Genomic DNA, 19,936 nt, shown 5'->3' with positions numbered 1-19,936 from the left:
TGCCCTTTTGGTAGCGCTACCAAAAAGCCCATGCTAGCTTGTTTGATAACAACGACAAACGACCGGTTCTGGTCGGCAGGAGCACGCCAATGGAGTTATCCCGGCATGAAGGGCAATTGCCACGGATCACTGCCCGCTATCGTATCGAGACCCCGTGCGACCCCGAACGGGCTGCCGAGGCGATGGCCGGCGAACAATCCTCCGGCACGTTCCTCAAGCTGGCTGGAGAGACAGAGGCGCTGCGTGAGCGCCATGCTGCCCGGGTCGAGTCGGTGACCTGTCTGAAGGTCGGCACCACGCCCTCCTTGCCGGGGGCTCTGCCCGGAGAAACCTACACATCTGCCGATGTGGTTCTGTCATGGCCACTCGAAAACATCGGGACAAGTCTGCCTAACTTATTGGCCACGGTATTCGGCAACCTCACCGAGTTGCGTGAGCTCTCTGGCATACGCCTAACGGATCTCGTTATGCCGGCTTGCTTTATCGAAGCATTACCGGGCCCGCAATTCTCCATCGAAGGCACTCGACGTCTGTGCGGTACCGAGCAGGGCCCTTTGGTCGGCACCATCATCAAGCCGAGCGTCGGGCTTACCCCAGAGGAAACGGCGACACTGGTCAAACAGCTCATCGAAGGGGGAATCGACTTCATCAAGGATGACGAGTTGATTGCCGATCCTCCCTATTCGCCATTGAGCGAGCGAGTTCCCGCGATCATGCAGGTCATCAACGAGCATGCTCAGCGGACCGGGCGTAAGCCGATGTATGCCTTCAATATCACGGGTGATACCGACGAGATGCGCCATCGCCACGATCTGGTCCGCGATCATGGGGGGACGTGCGTCATGGCCAGCGTCAACTGGATCGGCCTGGGGGCACTGGCTGCGCTGCGACGACACTCGCAATTGGCAATTCACGGTCACCGCAACGGATGGGGCGTGTTTTATCGTCATCCACAACTCGGCATTAGCTATCGCGCTTATCAGGCTTTGTTGCGACTGGCGGGGGCCGATCACCTACATGTCAACGGTCTCGCCAGCAAGTTCGCTGAAGAGGATGCATCGGTCATGGACTCCGCTCGCGCCTGCCTTACGCCATTGCTTGAGGGAGCGGAGCGCGATGACCGTGCCATGCCGGTATTTTCTTCGGCGCAAACCGTCCATCAAGCATGCCCCACCTTCCAACAGTTGCAGTCGACCGATCTGATCTACACCTGCGGGGGAGGCATCATGGCTCATCCCGATGGTGTCGCCGCGGGGTGTCGCAGCATACGTGCTGCATGGGAGGCCGCATCCATTGGTGTCTCCCTAGAGGACCACGCCAAGCAGGAACCCGACCTTGCGGTCGCGTTGCGGGCCTTTCACAGCCCGTTTTCAGGATGAAGTAGCGATTACGCTAACTAAGCTCAATCCGCCAAGGAGAAGCCGACATGAAGACAATAAAAGCAAGCGGCATCGTGCTCGCCGGTCTCATCACTCTGGGGACTACATCCAATGCCTCGGCCGAGGAAATGGCCATTGCGCTGCATGTGGAACCTTCACACCCCATGTTCAAGATCGGGGAAAGGATCAAGCAACGTATCGAGTCGCAGACCGACGGTGAATACTCGGTGACCCTGCTGGGTACCGAAGTCGGAGGAGAACGCGACCAGTTGGAAGGAGCGAGTTACGGTGAATATGACATCGCCCTGGGGGGGTCGATGCCCATGACGCTATATGCAGAGAAGTTTGCCGCGGCCGACTTGCCCTTTGTTTACAGTTCCAGCGATGAAGCTCGTGAGGTTTATCGTGGCGAGAGTGGCAAATTGCTCAACGAGCAATTGGTGGCCAATGGCAACCTCAGACTGGTGGGACTCTCGGCACGTAATCCACGCAATCTGACCTCTAACTTCCCGGTTAAAACTCCCGAGGATATTCAGGGAGTGCGTATGCGGGTTCCCGAGATTGCGCCTTGGATCAAAATCTGGAAGCAGATCGGTGCGCTACCGAGTCCCATCGCCTGGCCTGAAGTCTATACATCGCTGCAGACCGGGGTGATCGAGATGCAGGAAAATCCGGTCGATTTGATTCAGGCCGGTAAGCTTTATGAGGTACAGGATTACGTCAATCGGACCGAGCATGTGTATTCGTTCTTCCATTGGCTGATGAACGAGGATTTCTATGAGGGGCTCTCCGATGAGAACCGCGAGATCATTCTCGGTGCCATCGAAGAAGCCACCGCATGGGGCGACGATATGGTAGCCAATGGGCAGGAGGAAACGTACGCCGAGCTTAAAGAAGAGGGAATGGAGGTCGTGGAACCGGACGTTGCCGCCTTCCGTGAAGCGGCGAAACCCGCCATTCGTGAGATCGCCTCAGGCTATAACCCACAGGTACGCGACTACGTATTGTCGCTGATTGAGTAAGTGGCTGGGCGGGCCAGCGCTCATCGGAGCTTCTGGGCCGCCTTCGCTATCCTTTCTGGCCTACCTCTGAACGGAGGTCCACCTGTGAAAAAAGCGGAACGTATCACCTATATGGTCGATCTGTTTTGGAAGCTTTTGACCGCCATCGTCATGACGGCTTTCGCTCTGATGCTGATCATCATGGCGATCCAGGTCATCTCGCGCTATGCCCTGGGCATGGCAGTTCCCTGGACCGATGAAGCCTCGCGCTACCTGTTCCTCGCTGAAATTTTCTTGGGCTCCGTATTAGCGCTGCGCTTGCAGGAACACATTCGGATTACTGTCGTGACCGATATGCTACCGCGTCCCCTGCGTCATCTGGCAGGTATCTTGGCAGATATTGCGTGCATGTTGGTGCTGCTGATGTTGATAGGTGGTGCCTGGAACATGATGGAGCGCACGGCGGGTGTCATGGCTAGCACATTCGATATGAGTTTTTCCTATATCTATTTGGTCCAGATGATCTCCGCTCTCCTGATGATGGGCATCTTACTTGTCAATTTGTACCGACGAATCGTGTCTATCTGTCTGCCCGTTAGCGATCTACGCCGGAGTCTATGACTATGGAAGTATTCACCATCATGTTCATTGGGTTGATCGTCCTGCTAATGCTGGGCGTCCCCGTTGCGTTTGCCATGATCGCGTCTTCTGCCCTCGTATTGGGCTATACGCGAGGCTTCGATGCCATCCCCATAGAAATGATCTCTCAGCGCACTCTCTACGGAGTCAACAGTTTTACCTTGTTGGCTATTCCTGCTTTTCTCTTCATTGGCCGCTTGATGAACTCGGCAGGCATATCGGACCGCGTTTTCGACGTGGCACGTACCATGGTTGGCCATTTCAAAGGGGGATTGGGCCACGTCAATGTGGTAGCCAGCATGCTGTTTGCAGGTATGTCGGGGTCGGCAGTCGCTGATGCCGGTGGCCTTGGAGCGTTGGAAATAAAAGCCATGGAAGATGATGGATATCCAACGGGGTTCAGTGCTGCTGTCACCGCCAGTTCAGCCACTATCGGTCCGATCATTCCACCCAGTATTCCCGCCGTTATTTACGGGGCTTTGGCGAATGCTTCAATCGCTTCCATCTTCCTCGCGTCGATCATTCCCGGTTTGTTCATGGGGCTGGGACTGATGCTCATGGTGGCTATCATTTCACATCGCCGTGGATTCCCTACACGAACTCGGGCACGCCTCAACGATGTCTTGCGGGCGCTTTCGCGTGGGCTGTTACCTATGTTGACCCCGTTGATCATCATCGTGGGGATTCTCTCAGGCGTGTTTACGCCTACAGAAGCCTCGGTGATTGCCCTGTTGTATTGCATGATCATCTCGTTCCTGGTTTATCGCTCGATCACCTTTAGGGAGTTTCTGGGGATTCTCCGAGCCACTGCCATCGATACTGCCGCACTGCTTTTCATCATTGCTGGAAGCGCTCTTTATAGCTGGGTGCTGGCGCGTTACCAAGTCACGGCGTTAGTAGCGGATTTTTTGTTGGCTACTGTGACCGATCCGCTCGGCCTGATGTTGTTGTTGGTCGTGTTCATCCTGCTGATCGGGTTGTTTATCGATTCGGTACCGGCTTTGTTTCTCTTGACCCCCCTGTTGGTGCCGGTAGTGACTCAATATGGCATCGACCCCGTTCACTTTGGTGTGGTCATGATCTTTACCTTGATGATCGGTTTGATCACGCCACCGGTGGGTACGGTCCTATTCACCATACAAAAAATAACCGGGATGTCATTCGTAGGGTTGGTACGGGAGACCATACCTTTCTATATCCCTTTGTTCGTGGTGCTTCTGATCATTACGTGTTTTCCATCTATCGTCATGTTTTTGCCCAGTTTGATTCTTGGTTGACCAGCAAAAGTTAGTAATAACGTAAAATAAGGAGAGTTTTCCATGTCCGTATTGATTACAGGTGGGCTCGGCCACGTCGGCTCCTGGGTGGCCTACCAATTAGCCAAGCAGGGCAAGCAAGTCATTATCTGCGATATGGCAGCAGGCCGTTTCGAGAATTTAGGGCTTGACTATCTGGAAACGGTTCGCGACAAGCTGATTCTGGAAAGTATCGATGTGTTGGACTATCACAGCTTGTTTGAAGTCATGCTGCGACATCGAGGAGACTTAGAGGGAGTAGTGCATGGTGTCTCGGTGATCGCCGGGCCGAATTTTCAAACACGGCCGTACAAGCACACCACTATCAACACCAATGGCACCCTTAATGTGCTTGAGACTTGTCGTATCTTGGGCATCAAAAAAGTGGTCAATATGAGCTCTGGTGCCGTGTATGGCGATGCGTCGGGCCCACAGAGCGAAGCGACACCCTACAAGGCGACCGATCTGTATGGAGCCACCAAGATCGCGGGCGAATTGTTCGGTTTGCAGTACACAGATACTTTTGGCATGGACGTAAGAAATGCCCGGTTGTTCTTTGTCTACGGCCCTGGCAAGCGTCCTTCGGACATGCACCAAGTCTATCAAGCCATGTTTGGTCCCTTGGAAGGGCTGGATAACATTCTAGCGCCCAATGGCTCGGAACAGGCTTTGGACTGGACCCACGTGCATGACACGGCGACCGGCATCGTGCAGCTGTTCGAAAAGGAAAGTGTTACTCACCGCAACTTCAATATCTCCAGCGGCGTGACGGTGGCACACACCGACATCATCAGGCATGTTGCCGACCTGATCGGAAAGACATCCAACGTCCAGCTTGGACCTGGCGTATTCGTGGGCCGTGGCGCACCGCTGGATATCTCGTTGGCGGAGCGAGAAATAGGCTTTGCCCCAAAGTTCACCGATATCCGAGAAGGATTGCACGATTATTGGCAATGGCTGAAGGGCATTCAGGGGCGCGCCTGAAGGTGTTCGTTAGCCTTCATTTTACTCGAAATGCTGCATCTATCCGCTCAACACCTTCGCCTCCATAGCGCAGAGAGTGGCGTTGGTGATCAGATCGCGAATAGGGACAAAACGCTGCCCCGATAGCGAGCTGTGCTGCGCCCCCATGTGGAGGTTGCCGACCATAAGAGGCAGGAAAACGCCGGTACGGATCCGTACCGGCGTTTCAGAGTTCAATGATATGCGAGGCGGGGGTAAGGCCCCCGCCTGCCGGACCAGGTCAGCTGGCCGAGTCGTACTGTGCCGATGCTTTCGGGCCCCATGCCCAGCGCAACACCAGCACCACCGTGAACAGTGCGGCCACGCCGCTGAGTCCCCCTATCCAGGCTGAGTCCGTCAGCCCGGCGACGAAGAAGGCAATGATCCCGGATGTTCCTGCGCTCATTGCATAGGGTAATTGGGTCCGTACGTGGTCGATGTGGTCACACGAAGAGCCGGCCGAGGAGAGGATGGTGGTATCCGAAATCGGCGAGCAATGATCGCCGAAGATACCGCCGCTGAGCACCGCGGCAATGGCCAGCGATAACGACATGTCCATTGCAGCCGCCACCGGCATGGCGATGGGGATCATGATCGCGAAGGTGCCATAGGAGGTGCCGGTGGTGAAGGCGACGAGCGAGCCGATCAAGAACAGCAAGACGGGAATCAGGCTCGGCGCGATGCCGGCCTGGGCCAGCGTGACCAGGTAATCTGCAGTGCCCAGCTGTGAGGTCACGCTACCGATCGACCAGGCCAGGGTGAGAATGATGTAAACCAGCGTCATGCTCTTGATGCCGGTGACCACCAGGTCCATCGCTTCGCGAAAATCGAACAGCCGCTGTTGCAGTCCCATGCCCAGCGCTACGCTGACCGCCAGGAAGGTAGCGATCAGGATCGACAGGCCGCCCTCGGCTTCTCCCATCGCCGTGATCAGGTCGTTCTCGGGGAAGTTGCCGGTCCACAGGAACAGGGGCGGAATCATTCCCACCAGCACCAGGATCGGCACGAGCATGTTGCGCTTGCGCGAGCTCTCTTCGGCAACGCCCAGCATCTCGGTCGCTTCGCGATCGGACGGCGGCTGGGCGTCATCCGCCAGCAGCTTGCCACTCACCCGTGCGCGCTGCTCGGCCTTGGCCATGGGGCCGAAATCCGATTGGGTGACGACGATCACCAGAATCAACAGCAGCGCCAGCCAGGCATAGAAATTGAGCGGAATCGACGACAGGTATATCAGATACTCGGAGCCTGTCATGTCCATCTCGCCAAGCTGGGTGCCGATCAGCCCCATGACGAACACCACCCAGGTGGATACGGGCCCCAACAGGCACATGGGGGCCGAGGTCGAATCGACGATGTAGGCGAGCTTTTCTCGCGAGACGCGCATGCGGTCGGTGATCGGCCGCATGACACTTCCCACCGTCAATGCATTGAAATAGTCCTCGAAGAAGATCAGTACCCCGAAGCCCAGGGTGGCGCCCTGGGCGCCACGCGGAGAGGCCACCTTCGAGGAAATGGCGCGGGCGATGGCATGGGCGCCACCGGTTCGCTGCAGCACGGTGATCAGCACCCCGAACAGGCCGCAGTAGATGAGAACGGTAGCGCTCCACTCATCGCCCACGCTGGGAATGATGAAATCCGCGAAGCTATCGTAGAGCCCGGCTGCCGGATTGCCACCACTGAGCATCGTCGCTCCCAGCCAGACCCCACAGAATAACGCGGGAATCACGTTGCGGGTCACCAGCGCCAGCAGGATCGCGAGCAACGGAGGGAAAAGGGAAAACAGGCCAAAGGACATGAAGCGTCTCCATCATGTAATTGTTGTGCGTCGTATCAAGAGCGGGACGGCAGGCCCAACCGTTGGAAGGGTGTCCCCGGTCCGCGTTCGATCGCCACGGCTACACTCGACGGCCGTTTGCGGCGATCCCGGGCATGGCCAGCTGAAGCCCACCGGCATTCAGGCCAGCGGAAAGGCCCACGACACACCACCGAGGATAATGGTGGCGTAGAACACGTTCGTGTGCGGCAGTGTAAGCGTCCAGCACCGTGATCGCATCTCGCTTGTCGCCTTGGCTCAAGGCGATCCCGTTCTCGGCGAATGGTCGATATACTACGGACGACACGCAAGCGCATGTCCGGTGATGGAGGGCGCCGTTCTCGGGGAGCGCCAAACATTCCATGAATGGTCTGAACAACCTTTGGGAGCAGGCATGTCGGGTCGTCTAACTTTCCGGGAGCGCCGCGTTTGTGACGGGCTGCTTCTCGTAGCATTGCTGATGCCGTTACCGGCGGCTGCTCACCCGCATGGCTGGGTGGATTATCGGGTCACGCTGCACTTCGACGACCAGGCCCACGTCGTCGCCCTGGAGCAGGCCTGGAAAATGGACCCCTTCTACAGCCTGACCCTGACCGAGGAGATGGCTCGCGCCGAGGGCGAGGAGAGCATGGAAGAGCGGCTGGACATGCTCGGCCAGGAGATCGCCCAGAACCTGGGCCGCTCGAACTATCTGACCCATGTCGCGCATGACGGCGAGAACGTCCCCCTGGGGCAATTGCGCGACTACACCACTCGGCTCGATGGGCAGCGCCTGGAGTTCTCCTTCGTCGTGCCCCTGGCCGAGCCGCTGGCGCTCGACGGCTCGCCCTTGACCTGGAAAATCTACGACGACACCTACTACATCGAGTTTCTCTACGACGAAGACGTGGCAGAGCCGATCACTCTGCGCAATGCCCCCGAAGGTTGTGCGAGCCGGGTCATCGCCGCCGACCCCGATCCGCAGAAAGTGGCCGAAGCGGCGGCGCTGGACATCGATGCCGACGCCCCGGGCGGTCTCGGCCGATTCTTCGCCGAAGCCGGGGAGGTGACATGTCCCGCACGCTAGGTGTGCTGATCGCCCTGCTGCCGCTGCTGGCCCTTGCCATACTCGCCACGACCGACTGGGGACAGGCCATGGCGCAACTCGTCATGGCCCAGACGCATGACTGGCAGCGCTCGCTGCAGCGCGGCCTGACCCTGTCGACGATGGCCCTGTCGCGGCAGCCGTCGCTCGATACCAGTCTCAGCCTGATGGCGTTGAGCCTGGGGTACGGCGTCTTTCATGCCGTGGGCCCGGGGCACGGCAAGGCGGTGATCACCGCCTACCTGCTTTCGCACCCCACCGCCCTGCGACGCGGGCTGTCACTGACCGTGGCGGCAGCGCTGCTCCAGGGGCTGGTGGCCATTGCGCTGGTCGGCGTGCTGGTATGGGGGCTGGGCCTGCTGACCCGCGATGCCATGGCACAGACCGGCCTGCTCGAGCGGCTCAGCTTCATCGTCCTGATTGGGCTCGGCGCCTGGCTGACGCTGCGTGCCTTGGCCCGGCTCAGGCGGGCACTGGACCAGTCGCGGCGAGCCCCCCTGGCCGCCGACGCCAGTGGCCATCCTGCATCGTTCGAGGGCATGGCCTTCGAGGTTGCGCCGAGCGCTTCGAAGCGGCCCATCGAGCCGCACACTGGCGCGGCATGCGATCGCTGCGGCGGTCATCATCACATCGACCCCAACGCCACGGGCACGATCCGCGAGAGCCTGGGTACTTTGCTGGCGATCGGCCTGCGGCCCTGCAGCGGCGCCGTCATGGTACTGGGCGTTGCCAGTCTGCTGGGCTACTGGTGGGCCGGCGTCCTGGCGGTGGTGGCCATGTCGGTGGGGACGGCGGTGACCACTTCCTGTCTGGCAATCTTCGCCGTTTTCGCTCAGCAGCGCGCGTCGCGCCTGCTGGCGCGCTCGACGCCTCACTGGCAGCGCCTGGCCGGGCACGGGATTGCCCTGTGCGGGGGCGTGCTGATCCTGGCGCTGGGGATCGGGCTGCTGATCAGTGTTCCAGGCACCTCGGGGGTGGCTCTGCCGGGGATTCGCTGAGGTTCCTGAGTTCAGGGACTCGTCTGCGTGCGCCCCCCGTCTTCGCAGGCCCTCTGCATATATCCGTGTCCGCTCAGTCAGGCCACCCGCATGCGCCGCTACGTTGCGGTGATGGCTTCGTGGCGATGGCTGCGACGTCGGTGACGTGCCAGCAAGTCGCCTGGCGTCAGCCATTCACTCCAGATTCTGGATCTGCTCGCGCATCTGTTCGATCAGCACCTTCAACTCCACCGCGCAGCGGGTGGTGTCGGCGACGATGGACTTCGAGGAGAGGGTGTTGGCTTCGCGGTTGAGTTCCTGCATCAGGAAGTCGAGGCGGCGGCCGATGGGGCCTTTTTGCCTGAGTTGACGCTCGACTTCGGCCACGTGCGTCTCGAGACGATCGAGCTCCTCGGCGACGTCGGCCTTCTGGGCGAGCAGGGCGATTTCGGTCTCGAGACGTTGCGGGTCGAGTTCGGCCTTGAAAGCGTTCAGGCGGTCGGCCAGCTGCTGGCGCTGGTTGTCCAGAATGGCGGGCAGGTGCGCGCGAACTTCGGCCACCAGATCGCGGATGCCGGCCAGCCGTTCGCGAATCAAGGCCGCGAGACGCTCGCCTTCGCGGGCACGGCCGGCGGTCAGGTCGTCCAGCGCGGTTTCGAACAGTGCCTGGGCGGCCTGCTGGACGCGTTCGAGATCGACGCCGTCGCTTTCCAGGACGCCCGGGTGGTCGAGCAGCGCCAGGGCGTTGGGCATGGCGGCGTCGGGGACCTGCTCACGGACACGTCCGAGGGCCTGGGCCAGGGTGGCCAGGCGCGTCTCGTTGACGCTGAGCGTGGCGTCGTCGTGGGCCGGATCGAAACGCAGCGTACATTCCACCTTGCCGCGCGAGAGACGCTTGCGCAGCGCCTCCCGATAGGCGGGCTCGAGATCGCGAAGGCTGTCCGGCAGGCGGAAGTGCGGTTCCAGATAGCGCTGATTCACCGAACGCAGCTCGAGCTGCAAGCTGCCCCAGTCGGCGTCCTGCGTCTGCCGGGTGAAGGCGGTCATGCTGTACGCCATGCGATTCTCCTGCGCGGTATGTGGCCAATCTCACTCAATTCTGCAGTCTAACCGATTCCCGGTCCGCGTGAGGCCCGCTTGGGTGTAGAATGCGTGGATCGTCGCGGCATGGCCGTGACTGGACGTCTCGCTCCTGGGTCTTGCGATCCGGGGCTTTTGAAGTGAGTGTTTCGACCGACGATGCAGAGAGGTGGTATGCGCCCGAGTGGACGACAGCCCGACCAACCCCGCGAGATCACCCTGGAACGGGGCTACACGCGCCATGCGGAAGGGTCCGTACTGGTGAGCTTCGGCGATACCAAGGTGCTGTGTAACGCCAGTGTGGAAGCCGGCGTGCCGCGTTGGTTGCGTGGCAAGCAGCAAGGGTGGATCACCGCCGAATACGGCATGCTGCCGCGCGCGACTCACACCCGTGGCGGACGCGAAGCCACGCGCGGCAAGCAAGGTGGCCGTACGCTGGAGATCCAGCGCTTGATCGGTCGCTCGCTGCGCACCGTGGTGGATCTCAAGAAGCTGGGCGAATTCACGATCACCGTGGATTGCGACGTGATCCAGGCCGATGGCGGCACGCGCACGGCGTCGATCACCGGCGGTTGCGTGGCGCTGGTGGATGCCATCCATCACTTGCAGCGCGAGAAGCTGATCAAGAAGGATCCCTTCAAGCAGCTGGTGAGCTCGGTGTCGGTGGGTATCTTCAAGGGACAGCCGGTCGTCGACCTGGACTATCCCGAGGACAGCACGGCGGGTACCGACATGAACGTGGTGATGGCCGAGGATGGTGGCCTGATCGAGGTGCAGGGCACTGCCGAAACGGCGACGTTCACCCGTCAGGAGCTCAATGCGATGCTGGACCTGGCCGAAGGCGCCGGGCGTCAGCTGTTCGCGCATCAGCGCGAGGCACTGGGTTTTCGTGACTGAAAACGCACGACGCCGGCCAGAGGCCGGCGTCGTCATGGGCGCGGGGACCGGCGACGTTACAGTTCGAGATCGTACTCGACGATGAGCGGCGCGAATTCGGAGAAGGTCGCGTCGCGGTCGATCCAGGCATCCACCACGTGGCGGCGGAACTCGGGACCGACGATCTGGTAGTCCAGACGCCAGCCTTCCTGTCGCGCGCGCGGCACGTCCTGGTCGAGCTTGGGCCACCAGGTGTACTGATTGGCGTCGCGATTGACCTCACGGAAGGTGTCGATGTAGCCCATCGGACCGAAGACCTGATCCATCCAGGCACGCTCTTCGGGGCGAAAGCCCGGCGTGGTCTGGTTGTCGGCCCAGTTGGCGAGGTCGATGGTCTTGTGCGCGATGTGCCAGGTTCCGCAGATGATGTACTCGCGGCGCTTGCGCACCATCTTGCTGAGATATTCCTGGTACTGATTCATGAAGGCCTGCTTGGCCTCCAGATCGCTGCCGTCGGGCATCAGGAAGCTGGCGATGCTGAAGCGCTCGTAATCGGCCTGCAGGAAACGCGCTTCGTTATCGCACTGGGGGAAACCCAGCCCGTACATGATGGCCTTGGGAATCGTGCGGCAATAGAGCCCCACGCCGGAGAAGCCGTCTTCCTCGGCATCCAGGAAGTAACCTTCGTACCCTTCGGGAAAGAGGATGCTGTCGTCGAGTTCGAAGCTTTTGGCCTTGAGATTCTGCACGCAGACGACGTCGGCGTCCTGGTTGGCCAGCCAGTCGAGAAACCCCCTCCCGACCGCTTCGCGGATCCCGTTGACATTGATGCTGGCGATTTTCATACATGGTCCCTTTTTCGTCGCGCGTGTATGATACCTGAGCTTTCGACGTTTAGGTAAATGTGTAGAAACGATCAGGGTGATAGGGAGTCAGCGTGACTGCTCAACTGCAGCCGTACCAGCGGGAGTTCATCGAGTTCGCCATCGACGAAGGCGTGCTCAAGTTCGGTGAATTCACCCTCAAGTCCGGGCGGATCAGCCCCTATTTCTTCAACGCCGGTCTGTTCAAGAGCGGCCGTGCGCTGGCGCGCCTGGGCCGCTTTTATGCCCAGGCCATCGCGCATAGCGGGCTCGAGGCGGACGTGCTGTTCGGCCCTGCCTACAAGGGCATCCCGCTGGCGACGACCACCGCCGTGGCGCTGGCCGATCATCATGACCGCGACCTGCCGTTCGCGTTCAACCGCAAGGAAGCCAAGGCCCACGGCGAAGGCGGCAACATCGTCGGCGCGGCGCTCGCCGGTCGGGTGCTGATCATCGACGATGTCATCACCGCCGGTACCGCGATCCGCGAGGTCATGCAGCTCATCGACGCCGCCGGTGCCGAGGCGGCCGGCGTGGTCATCGCTCTCGACCGTCAGGAGCGCGGCCAGGACGAAAACGGCCTCAAGGCGCAAAGCGCGATCCAGGAAGTGACGAGCCAGTATGGCATGCCCGTCGTCAGCATCGTGACCCTGGACCAGGTACTGGCCTACCTGGAAACGCGCCAGTCACAGGGTGACGAGAGCGACCAGTCGCTGCGCCAGCACGCCGACGCTATCCGTGCGTATCGCGACCGTTACGGTGTGCGTCTCGACGGATAAGGTTTGAAAACGGCGTTTTTAAACTGTCGTGATTATGCCATAGTGATGGCAGTGTTCACCATCTTTTGCGAGAGTCTCCCATGATCAAGTCACTCGGTTCCGTGCTTGCTTCCGCCGGCCTTCTGCTGGCCAGCCATCAGGCCATGGCGCTCAGCGTGTCCGCCAACGCGGGTGCCGACTCCCGAGGCATCGAGGCGAGCCAAAGCATCTTTCCCACGCTGCGCGCGAGCGTCGGTTACTTCACGTCGGACGACAGCGGTCACGATGCCGATACCTACTCCGGGTCGTTGATGTTCTCGCCGTACCTGCCGCTGGTCGATCTGTCGGTGGGCGCGCGCTATCAATACCAGGACACGCATTTCGGTGATGGCGGTGGTGTCGGCCTGGGGGGCTCGGCCTTCGTCGACACCCCGATTCCACTGACCTCGGTGGGCGGCTACGGCTTTTATACGCCGGATGGCCTGAGTCACGGCGACATCAAGAAGAGCTATGAGTACGGTGCCCAGGCGCGGGTCAACGTCGTCTCGCAGACTTACCTGTATGGCGGCTACCGCTATTACCGCACCGACTTCGACGAGAGCGGCGAGCATACCCTCGACAGCGGGCCGGTGGTCGGCGTCAGCGTCGGCTTCTGAGGGCGCTGCAGAAAGCCCCGATCGGCGTCCCATTCGGGGCGCCGATTGCGTATCATGGGGGCTCATCGCCGCCATGGCACAGTGATCCTCATGCTCGATATCGTACTCTTTGAGCCCGAAATTCCGCCCAACACGGGCAATCTCATCCGTTTGTGCGCCAATACCGGCTTCCGCCTGCATCTGATCGAGCCGCTGGGCTTCGCGCTCGACGACAAGCGTCTGCGTCGCGCGGGGCTCGACTACCACGAGTGGGCGCGGGTCAAGGTACATGCCGACTGGCGCGCCTTCCTGGAAAGCGTGCAGCCGGCGCGGGTGCTGGCGGTGTCCACGCGCGGACGCACCGGCTATCACGAGGTCGCCTACCGGGAAGGCGATGCCCTGGTCTTCGGCCCCGAGACCCGCGGGCTTCCGCAGGCCATGCTTGATGCCTTGCCGCCGGCGCAGCGGCTGCGCATTCCCATGCTGCCCGACAGCCGCAGTCTGAACCTTTCCAATGCCTGCGCGATCCTGGTCTTCGAAGCCTGGCGTCAGCTCGAGTTCGCCGGGGCGGGGATCGCCGATGCGGAGGCGGTGCCGACGTCATGAGCACCTCTCCCTCGATTCGCCAGCGCCTCGCCAAGCTCAATCCCCGCCAGCAGGAAGCCGCGCGGTATATCGACGGCCCTTGCCTGGTGCTGGCCGGTGCCGGGTCCGGCAAGACCAGCGTGATCACCACCAAGATCGCCTACCTGATCCAGGAATGCGGAATGAGCGCGCGCAAGATCGCGGCGGTGACCTTTACCAACAAGGCGGCGCGCGAGATGAAGGAGCGCGTGGGGGAGATGCTCCAGGGGCGCGAGGGCCACGGCCTGACGGTGTCGACCTTCCACACCCTGGGGCTCAACATCATTCGCGGCGAACTGAAGACGCTGGGCTACAAGCCGGGCTTCTCGCTGTTCGATCCCGAGGACGCCAAGGCACTGCTGCGCGACTTGATGCAGAAGGAAGCGGATACCGACGCCGAGCAGATCAACGCGGTGCAGGGGCAGATTTCCCAGTGGAAGAACGACCTGGTGCTGCCGGGGCAGGCGATCTCGCACGCCGCGGATGAAGACACGCAATACGCGGCGCGGGTTTATGAAGCCTACAGCCGGCATCTCAAGGCCTACAACGCGGTCGACTTCGACGACCTGATCCTGCTGCCGGTGGTGCTGCTGCGCGACAATCCCGACGCCCTGGCCCGCTGGCGGCGCAAGATCCAGTATATGCTGGTCGACGAGTATCAGGACACCAACGTCAGCCAGTATCAACTGGTCAAGCTGCTGATGGCCGAGCGCGCCACCTTCACCGTGGTCGGCGACGACGATCAGTCGATCTACGCCTGGCGCGGCGCGCGCCCCGAGAACCTGGTCACCCTGGGGGAAGACTTCCCGCGCCTGAACGTCATCAAGCTCGAACAGAACTATCGCTCCACCGGTACCATTCTGCGCGCGGCCAATACCCTGATCGGCAACAATCCCCACGTCTACGAGAAGACCCTGTGGTCGGAGATGGGCCAGGGCGATGCCATTCGCGTCATCGTCAATCGTCACGAAGAGGCCGAGGCCGAGCGCGTGGCCAGCGAGATCCTCACCCGGCGCATCAAGGAGCGTGCCGAATGGCGCGATTTCGCGGTCCTTTACCGGGGCAACTTCCAGGCGCGGTTACTGGAGCTCAAGCTTCAGCATTACCAGATTCCCTACAAGCTCTCCGGCGGCACGTCGTTCTTCTCGCGCAACGAGATCAAGGATGCCATGGCGTACCTGCGCCTGTTGATCAACCCCGGCGACGACAACGCCTTCCTGCGCATCGTCAACGTGCCGCGTCGCGAGGTCGGGCCGGGAACACTGGAGAAGCTCGCCAACTATGCCACCGAGCGGCAGGTGTCGCTGTTCGCCGCATGTCACGAAATCGGCCTCGAGCAGGTGCTGCCCACGCGTGCGGTGGAGCGCCTGTCGCGCTTCACGCACTTCATCGACGGCGTGCGCCGGCGCATGGACCAGGGCGATGCCATCGCGGCGATTCGCGACATGCTGCGCGAGATGGATTACGAGGCCTGGCTGTTCCAGAACGCCAGCGCCCCGACCATCGCCGAGCGGCGCATGGCCAATGTGTGGACCCTGATCGACCAGCTCGAGAAGTCGATGCAGCGCGACGATGACGACGCCGACGAGACCGACGACGTGGAGTCCGCGATTTCGCGGCTGGTATTGCGCGATATCCTCGAGCAGCAGGCCGAGGAGGACGACTCCGACCGGGTGCAGCTGCTCACCATGCATGCCTCGAAGGGGCTGGAGTTCCCGCACGTCTACCTGATGGGGCTGGAAGAAGAACTGCTGCCGCACCGCAATGCGATCGAAGCCGGCACCATCGAAGAGGAGCGGCGCCTCGCCTACGTCGGCATCACCCGGGCGCGGCGCACCTTGACGCTGACCCTGGCCCGCCAGCGAAAGGCCTATGGCGAGCTGCTGGACTGCACGCCCAGTCGCTTTCTCGAGGAGCTTCCGCCCGACGATCTCGAATGGGAAGGTCGCGCCGACAAGGAAGACCCCGAGAAGAAGCAGGCGCGCGGCAAGGATGCCATCGCCGGACTGCGCTCGTTGCTGGGATAATCTGCCATTGCCTGAATGCCAACCGTGTCATTCGACGGAGCCTTTTATGAACCCGCACGCCCTGCGCTCGCTACTGTTCGTTCCGGCCACGCGGCCGGACCGCATCGCCAAGGCCCTGGCCAGCCCGGCGGATGTCGTGATCGTCGATCTGGAAGATGCCGTGGCCGATGGCGACAAGGCCGCGGCCCGGGAGGCTCTGGCGGCCTTTCTGGCGGACAACCCTCAGGCCTCGCTCGTGGTGCGCGTGAATGCGCCCGCTTCCCCGCATCATGCGCTCGACCTGGCGCTGTGCGCGCGTGAAAGGGCCGTCACGCATCTGCTCGTGCCCAAGGCCGAAGCCGTCCCAGCGCTTGAGCAGGCCGCCGCCTGCGGCAAACCGCTGTGGTTGCAGATCGAAACCGCGCCAGGGCTGCTGGCGTTGCCCGGCCTGGCGGGCATGACCGGCGTCGAGCGGCTGAGTTTCGGGGCCCTGGATCTGATCTCCGAGCTGGGACTCACGCCCGAGACGCCGGGGGCGCGCCAAATGCTCGACCAGGGGCGCTACCAGCTGGTGGTCCATTCGCGCGCGGCGGGCCTGGCCGCGCCATTCGAAAGCCCGCATCCGGCCATCGACGATACGGACGCCGTGGCGCGGGCGGCCGTTCACGCCAAGGAGATGGGCTTCGCCGGCATGCTATGCATCCATCCTCGGCAGTTGTCCGCCGTCAATCGGGCGTTTTCTCCCAGCGAGGCCGATGTCGCCTGGGCCAGGCAAGTGATCGACGGTGCCGACCGCGAGGCCGGCGCATTCAGCGTCGCGGGCCAGATGGTCGACGCGCCGGTCGTCAGCCGCGCCCGGGGCATTCTCGCCAAGCACGAGGCGAAGGGGTAATGGCCGCAAGTCCCCGAAGATAAGTAGGAAGCTATGGCGCTATCGCGGGAGGCGCGTATACCGATTGGGCCCTGTAAAAAGAGGTGGGATAGCAGAAGGAAGGCGTGGTTGCTAGAATGCTGCAGAAATGAATTCAAAATATAAAATTCGTTATTAGCCATCATAGTGCGGTTGAGGCATCACACGGTCAACTGGATCGCCGCGTGCTTGTCATGTAGTGCGATACTGTGTACTCGGACATCGGATAGGTCTATGGATAAGATCAAGCAGAACACGCTACATGGTGAAGTCGCTGTACGTATTCGTGATATGATCGACGCGGGTACGCTGACACCCGGGAGCCGTGTTCCTGAAAAACAGCTCTGTGAACAATTTGGCGTCTCGCGCACCCCCCTGCGAGAAGCCTTGAAAGTATTGGCTTCGGAAGGATTTGTAGAACTTCTGCCGAACCGAGGTGCACGCATCTCCAAACTGACCATCGATACTTTACAGAATACGCTGGAAGTTATGAGTGCACTCGAGGGGTTGTCCGGCGAACTGGCTTGCGCACATGTTACCGATGCCGAACTCGCTAATATAGAAGCATTGCACTATCAAATGCTGGCTCATTACAAGAATTCCAACATGGCCGAGTATCTGTTGACCAACCAGCAGATACATGAAGCAATCGTGGTTGCCTCCCGCAATGATGTGCTGATTGATGTCTACAAGAACTTGAATCAGAGGGTTCGGCGTGTTCGTTTTTCCGCCGAGCTCAGCAGAGAGTACTGGGCTAAAGCGGTACAGGATCACGAGGATATTATCGACGCTCTTCGTCGCCGAGATGGCGAGACACTGGGAAAAATTCTGCGCCGCCATCTCAGCGATAAAGTTGAGGTGTCTTCCCTGTCTGATATGGCGGAGCCCAAGAGTATGTCATGATGCATCTCGTTGGTGTGTGCAGGCCACCTTTTAAAAAGCAGGGTGGCCTGTTTTTTGAGTTGTTTTCAGGCTTTTTTGGCGCTCAGTTTCCGTATTTTTCTATATGCTTTTGATAATCGCGGGCCATAAAGAATGAGCGCGGCTAACGCGAAAAGTATCATGGCGATTGGGCGGTCAAGGAAGATCGTCAGGTCGCCGCCTCCCATGGAAGAAGTCTGGATTAGCGTCTTCTCGAACATCCCGCCAAGAACGATGCCGAGTATCAAAGGCGCAGTGGGATAGTCATAGCGCTTCATGAAATAACCGATTATTCCGAAAGCCAGTGCTAGCCAGACTCCCCACATACGGTTTTCAATGGCGTAAGCGCCGATGAAGGAAAGGAACAAGATACAAGGGTAGATCAGTTCATAACGGAAACGCAGGATCGAGGCAAATAGGGGGACTAGAGGCAGGTTTAGCAACAGCAAAATTACACTGCCGATAAAAAATGAGGCCATCAACCCCCAGACCAGATCAGGCTCGTTGGTGAAAAGTAAGGGGCCAGGCTGAATGCCGAACACAATGAAGGCGCCAAGGAGCACTGCGGTGGTACCCGACCCGGGAATACCCAAGGTAAGGGTTGGGACGAAGGAGCCATTGACGGCTGCGCTGTTCGCGGCCTCCGGTGCGGCCACTCCCTCTATCGCTCCCTTGCCGAATTCGCTTTTGTGCTTAGAGAAGTGGCGTGCCAGATCGTAACCTAGAAAAGAAGCGAGTGTGGCCCCGGCGCCCGGGAGCACTCCGATGAAAAAGCCAAGTAACCCACTACTGAATATTGTGGTCCGATATCTCCGCCAGTCCTCCCGCTTCAGGATCATATCGCGAAACCGTGTACGTATTGGCTCAACTTTGCCGCTACGGACTTGATGCAGTACTTCGGCAACCGCGAACAGGCCAATCACGACTGGCAAGAAACCGATACCCCCGAAAAGGTTAATGAAGCCGAAGGTAAAACGTGTGCTGCCGCTTTGAGGATCGAGGCCAATAGTGGTGATAGCAACGCCGAAAGTGGCCATGGCCAACCCTTTGATTCTCGACGTGCCACTGAAGCCGACGATGCTTGTGAAGCCAAGAACGATCAGTGCGCAGATTTCGGGTGGCCCGAAATGCAGCGCCAGCGAGGCAAAGACTGGCGCTAACGCCATGAGGAGAATCAAGCTGGTGATGCCCGACACAAAGCTTGAGACCGCACCGATGGCCAAGGCTGGTCCGGCCCTGCCTTGTCGAGCCATCGGATAGCCGTCGATGGCGGTGACGACGCTGGCCGAGTCGCCTGGCGTTGCAATTAAGACCGAGGTGATCGTCGCGCCATACTGGGCTCCATAGTAGATACCCGCGAGCATGATAAGCGCAGTGATCGGGCTGAGAGTGAGCGTTAGGGGTAATAGCAACGCGACGCCGGTGGCTGAGCCTAATCCAGGGAGCAGGCCAATGACCGTTCCGAGCAAGACCCCGATGAAGCAATAGAGCAAGTTCATGGGGGATAGCGCGGTGCCAAACCCCGTTATGAGGTGTGAGAAGAAATCCATTATTCAGCCTCCAAGCAGCGGGGCACTGATGCCGAGGGGTAAACGGATCCCCATGAATTGGTAAAAGATCAGCCACGCGAGCAGGCCTATACCCAAGCTGATAGCGAAACTGAATCCGATGTGTTCGCGCTCTACACCGGCCAAGATCACGAAGACAAGAATGGAAAAGGTTATAAGGAATCCAAGAATAGGCGCCAAGATGACCGCTATGAGCAATAACCCAAAGACGAGTGCCACGGTTTTTGTAGTGTTGTAGCGTAATTCTTTGCTGGTTATTGAACTGGACTCAGTGTCATTTTCTGATGGGGGCGTTGTAGACTTAACTCTTGATCGCCAAGTCTCCCAGCCGATCATTGCACCGAAGGCGACCAATAGCAGGCCGACTACGAAGGGGACGAAGCCCGGAGTAATTCGGGCTCCCTCCCCCCAGATGCCGTAATCGACCGAGAGGGTGGAGAACGCCGCTCCCACTGCGACGAGGATCAGCGCTCCCACATAGTCTCCTCTCGGTTTCATGGTGATT

At 60.1% G+C, this 19,936-nt stretch carries 19 protein-coding genes; 14 read left to right on the top strand and 5 right to left on the bottom strand.

Annotated elements, in window-relative coordinates; all coding sequences use genetic code 11:
- Positions 1 to 89: 89 nt before the first annotated feature.
- The 5 genes from CSAL_RS16290 to CSAL_RS16270 all read left to right on the top strand — a co-directional run bounded on the left by CSAL_RS16290 (position 90) and on the right by CSAL_RS16270 (position 5,298).
- A complete protein-coding gene (locus tag CSAL_RS16290; protein ID WP_011508505.1) occupies positions 90 to 1,379 on the top strand; it encodes a ribulose-bisphosphate carboxylase large subunit family protein in 1,290 nt (429 codons plus the stop codon).
- Between the two features lie 47 nt (positions 1,380 to 1,426).
- A complete protein-coding gene (locus CSAL_RS16285; protein ID WP_011508504.1) occupies positions 1,427 to 2,401 on the top strand; it encodes a TRAP transporter substrate-binding protein in 975 nt (324 codons plus the stop codon).
- A gap of 84 nt (positions 2,402 to 2,485) precedes the next feature.
- The gene (locus tag CSAL_RS16280) at positions 2,486 to 3,001 is read left to right on the top strand and encodes a TRAP transporter small permease (protein ID WP_011508503.1); all 516 of its coding nucleotides are present in this window, start codon (positions 2,486 to 2,488) and stop codon (positions 2,999 to 3,001) included.
- A 2-nt stretch (positions 3,002 to 3,003) separates the two neighbouring features.
- The gene (locus tag CSAL_RS16275; RefSeq protein WP_011508502.1) at positions 3,004 to 4,296 is read left to right on the top strand and encodes a TRAP transporter large permease; all 1,293 of its coding nucleotides are present in this window, start codon (positions 3,004 to 3,006) and stop codon (positions 4,294 to 4,296) included.
- 42 nt (positions 4,297 to 4,338) lie between these two features.
- Entirely contained in the window at positions 4,339 to 5,298 is a 960-nt protein-coding gene (locus CSAL_RS16270; protein WP_011508501.1) for an NAD-dependent epimerase/dehydratase family protein, read from the top strand.
- Positions 5,299 to 5,557: 259 nt separating this feature from the next.
- Here CSAL_RS16270 and CSAL_RS16265 read toward each other — a convergent pair whose 3' ends face one another.
- A complete protein-coding gene (locus CSAL_RS16265) occupies positions 5,558 to 7,111 on the bottom strand; it encodes a Na+/H+ antiporter NhaC family protein (RefSeq protein WP_011508500.1) in 1,554 nt (517 codons plus the stop codon).
- 412 nt (positions 7,112 to 7,523) lie between these two features.
- Here CSAL_RS16265 and CSAL_RS16260 point away from each other — a divergent pair, with 412 nt between their 5' ends.
- Complete coding sequence (locus CSAL_RS16260; protein ID WP_011508499.1) at positions 7,524 to 8,195, top strand: DUF1007 family protein; 672 nt, start codon at positions 7,524 to 7,526, stop codon at positions 8,193 to 8,195.
- Positions 8,180 to 9,211 (top strand): nickel/cobalt transporter, encoded by a 1,032-nt coding sequence (locus CSAL_RS16255; protein WP_043558708.1) that lies wholly within the window; start codon positions 8,180 to 8,182, stop codon positions 9,209 to 9,211. The genes CSAL_RS16260 and CSAL_RS16255 overlap by 16 nt, the downstream gene beginning before the upstream one ends.
- A gap of 174 nt (positions 9,212 to 9,385) precedes the next feature.
- Here CSAL_RS16255 and CSAL_RS16250 read toward each other — a convergent pair whose 3' ends face one another.
- Positions 9,386 to 10,249 carry a YicC/YloC family endoribonuclease gene (locus tag CSAL_RS16250; RefSeq protein ID WP_011508497.1) on the bottom strand — a complete coding sequence of 288 codons (864 nt, stop codon included), beginning with the start codon at positions 10,247 to 10,249 and terminating at the stop codon, positions 9,386 to 9,388.
- Between the two features lie 195 nt (positions 10,250 to 10,444).
- Here CSAL_RS16250 and rph point away from each other — a divergent pair, with 195 nt between their 5' ends.
- Positions 10,445 to 11,167, top strand: a complete 723-nt coding sequence (gene rph, locus CSAL_RS16245) for a ribonuclease PH (protein WP_179152373.1) — start codon at positions 10,445 to 10,447, stop codon at positions 11,165 to 11,167.
- A gap of 56 nt (positions 11,168 to 11,223) precedes the next feature.
- Here rph and CSAL_RS16240 read toward each other — a convergent pair whose 3' ends face one another.
- A complete protein-coding gene (locus CSAL_RS16240; protein ID WP_011508495.1) occupies positions 11,224 to 11,991 on the bottom strand; it encodes an exodeoxyribonuclease III in 768 nt (255 codons plus the stop codon).
- A 92-nt stretch (positions 11,992 to 12,083) separates the two neighbouring features.
- Here CSAL_RS16240 and pyrE point away from each other — a divergent pair, with 92 nt between their 5' ends.
- From pyrE to CSAL_RS17350, 6 genes are all read left to right on the top strand, one after another.
- Positions 12,084 to 12,788, top strand: a complete 705-nt coding sequence (gene pyrE, locus CSAL_RS16235; RefSeq protein ID WP_011508494.1) for an orotate phosphoribosyltransferase — start codon at positions 12,084 to 12,086, stop codon at positions 12,786 to 12,788.
- Positions 12,789 to 12,868: 80 nt separating this feature from the next.
- The gene (locus tag CSAL_RS16230; RefSeq protein WP_011508493.1) at positions 12,869 to 13,423 is read left to right on the top strand and encodes a YfaZ family outer membrane protein; all 555 of its coding nucleotides are present in this window, start codon (positions 12,869 to 12,871) and stop codon (positions 13,421 to 13,423) included.
- 90 nt (positions 13,424 to 13,513) lie between these two features.
- On the top strand, positions 13,514 to 14,008 hold the full coding sequence (gene trmL / locus CSAL_RS16225; protein ID WP_011508492.1) for a tRNA (uridine(34)/cytosine(34)/5-carboxymethylaminomethyluridine(34)-2'-O)-methyltransferase TrmL: 495 nt from the start codon (positions 13,514 to 13,516) through the stop codon (positions 14,006 to 14,008).
- Positions 14,005 to 16,053 (top strand): DNA helicase Rep, encoded by a 2,049-nt coding sequence (rep, locus tag CSAL_RS16220; protein WP_011508491.1) that lies wholly within the window; start codon positions 14,005 to 14,007, stop codon positions 16,051 to 16,053. Before trmL ends, rep begins: the two co-directional genes overlap by 4 nt.
- 46 nt (positions 16,054 to 16,099) lie before the next feature.
- Complete coding sequence (locus tag CSAL_RS16215) at positions 16,100 to 16,924, top strand: HpcH/HpaI aldolase/citrate lyase family protein (protein WP_011508490.1); 825 nt, start codon at positions 16,100 to 16,102, stop codon at positions 16,922 to 16,924.
- A 252-nt stretch (positions 16,925 to 17,176) separates the two neighbouring features.
- A complete protein-coding gene (locus CSAL_RS17350) occupies positions 17,177 to 17,845 on the top strand; it encodes a GntR family transcriptional regulator (RefSeq protein WP_011508489.1) in 669 nt (222 codons plus the stop codon).
- Positions 17,846 to 17,910: 65 nt separating this feature from the next.
- Here CSAL_RS17350 and CSAL_RS16205 read toward each other — a convergent pair whose 3' ends face one another.
- Complete coding sequence (locus tag CSAL_RS16205) at positions 17,911 to 19,413, bottom strand: tripartite tricarboxylate transporter permease (RefSeq protein WP_011508488.1); 1,503 nt, start codon at positions 19,411 to 19,413, stop codon at positions 17,911 to 17,913.
- A 3-nt stretch (positions 19,414 to 19,416) separates the two neighbouring features.
- Positions 19,417 to 19,908 (bottom strand): tripartite tricarboxylate transporter TctB family protein, encoded by a 492-nt coding sequence (locus CSAL_RS16200; protein WP_043558699.1) that lies wholly within the window; start codon positions 19,906 to 19,908, stop codon positions 19,417 to 19,419.
- Positions 19,909 to 19,936: the final 28 nt, after the last annotated feature.

The organism is Chromohalobacter israelensis DSM 3043 (assembly GCF_000055785.1).
GTDB lineage: Bacteria > Pseudomonadota > Gammaproteobacteria > Pseudomonadales > Halomonadaceae > Chromohalobacter > Chromohalobacter israelensis.
Note: the sequence above shows the minus strand (reverse complement) of the source record. Positions and strands in the feature narration are given on the sequence as shown.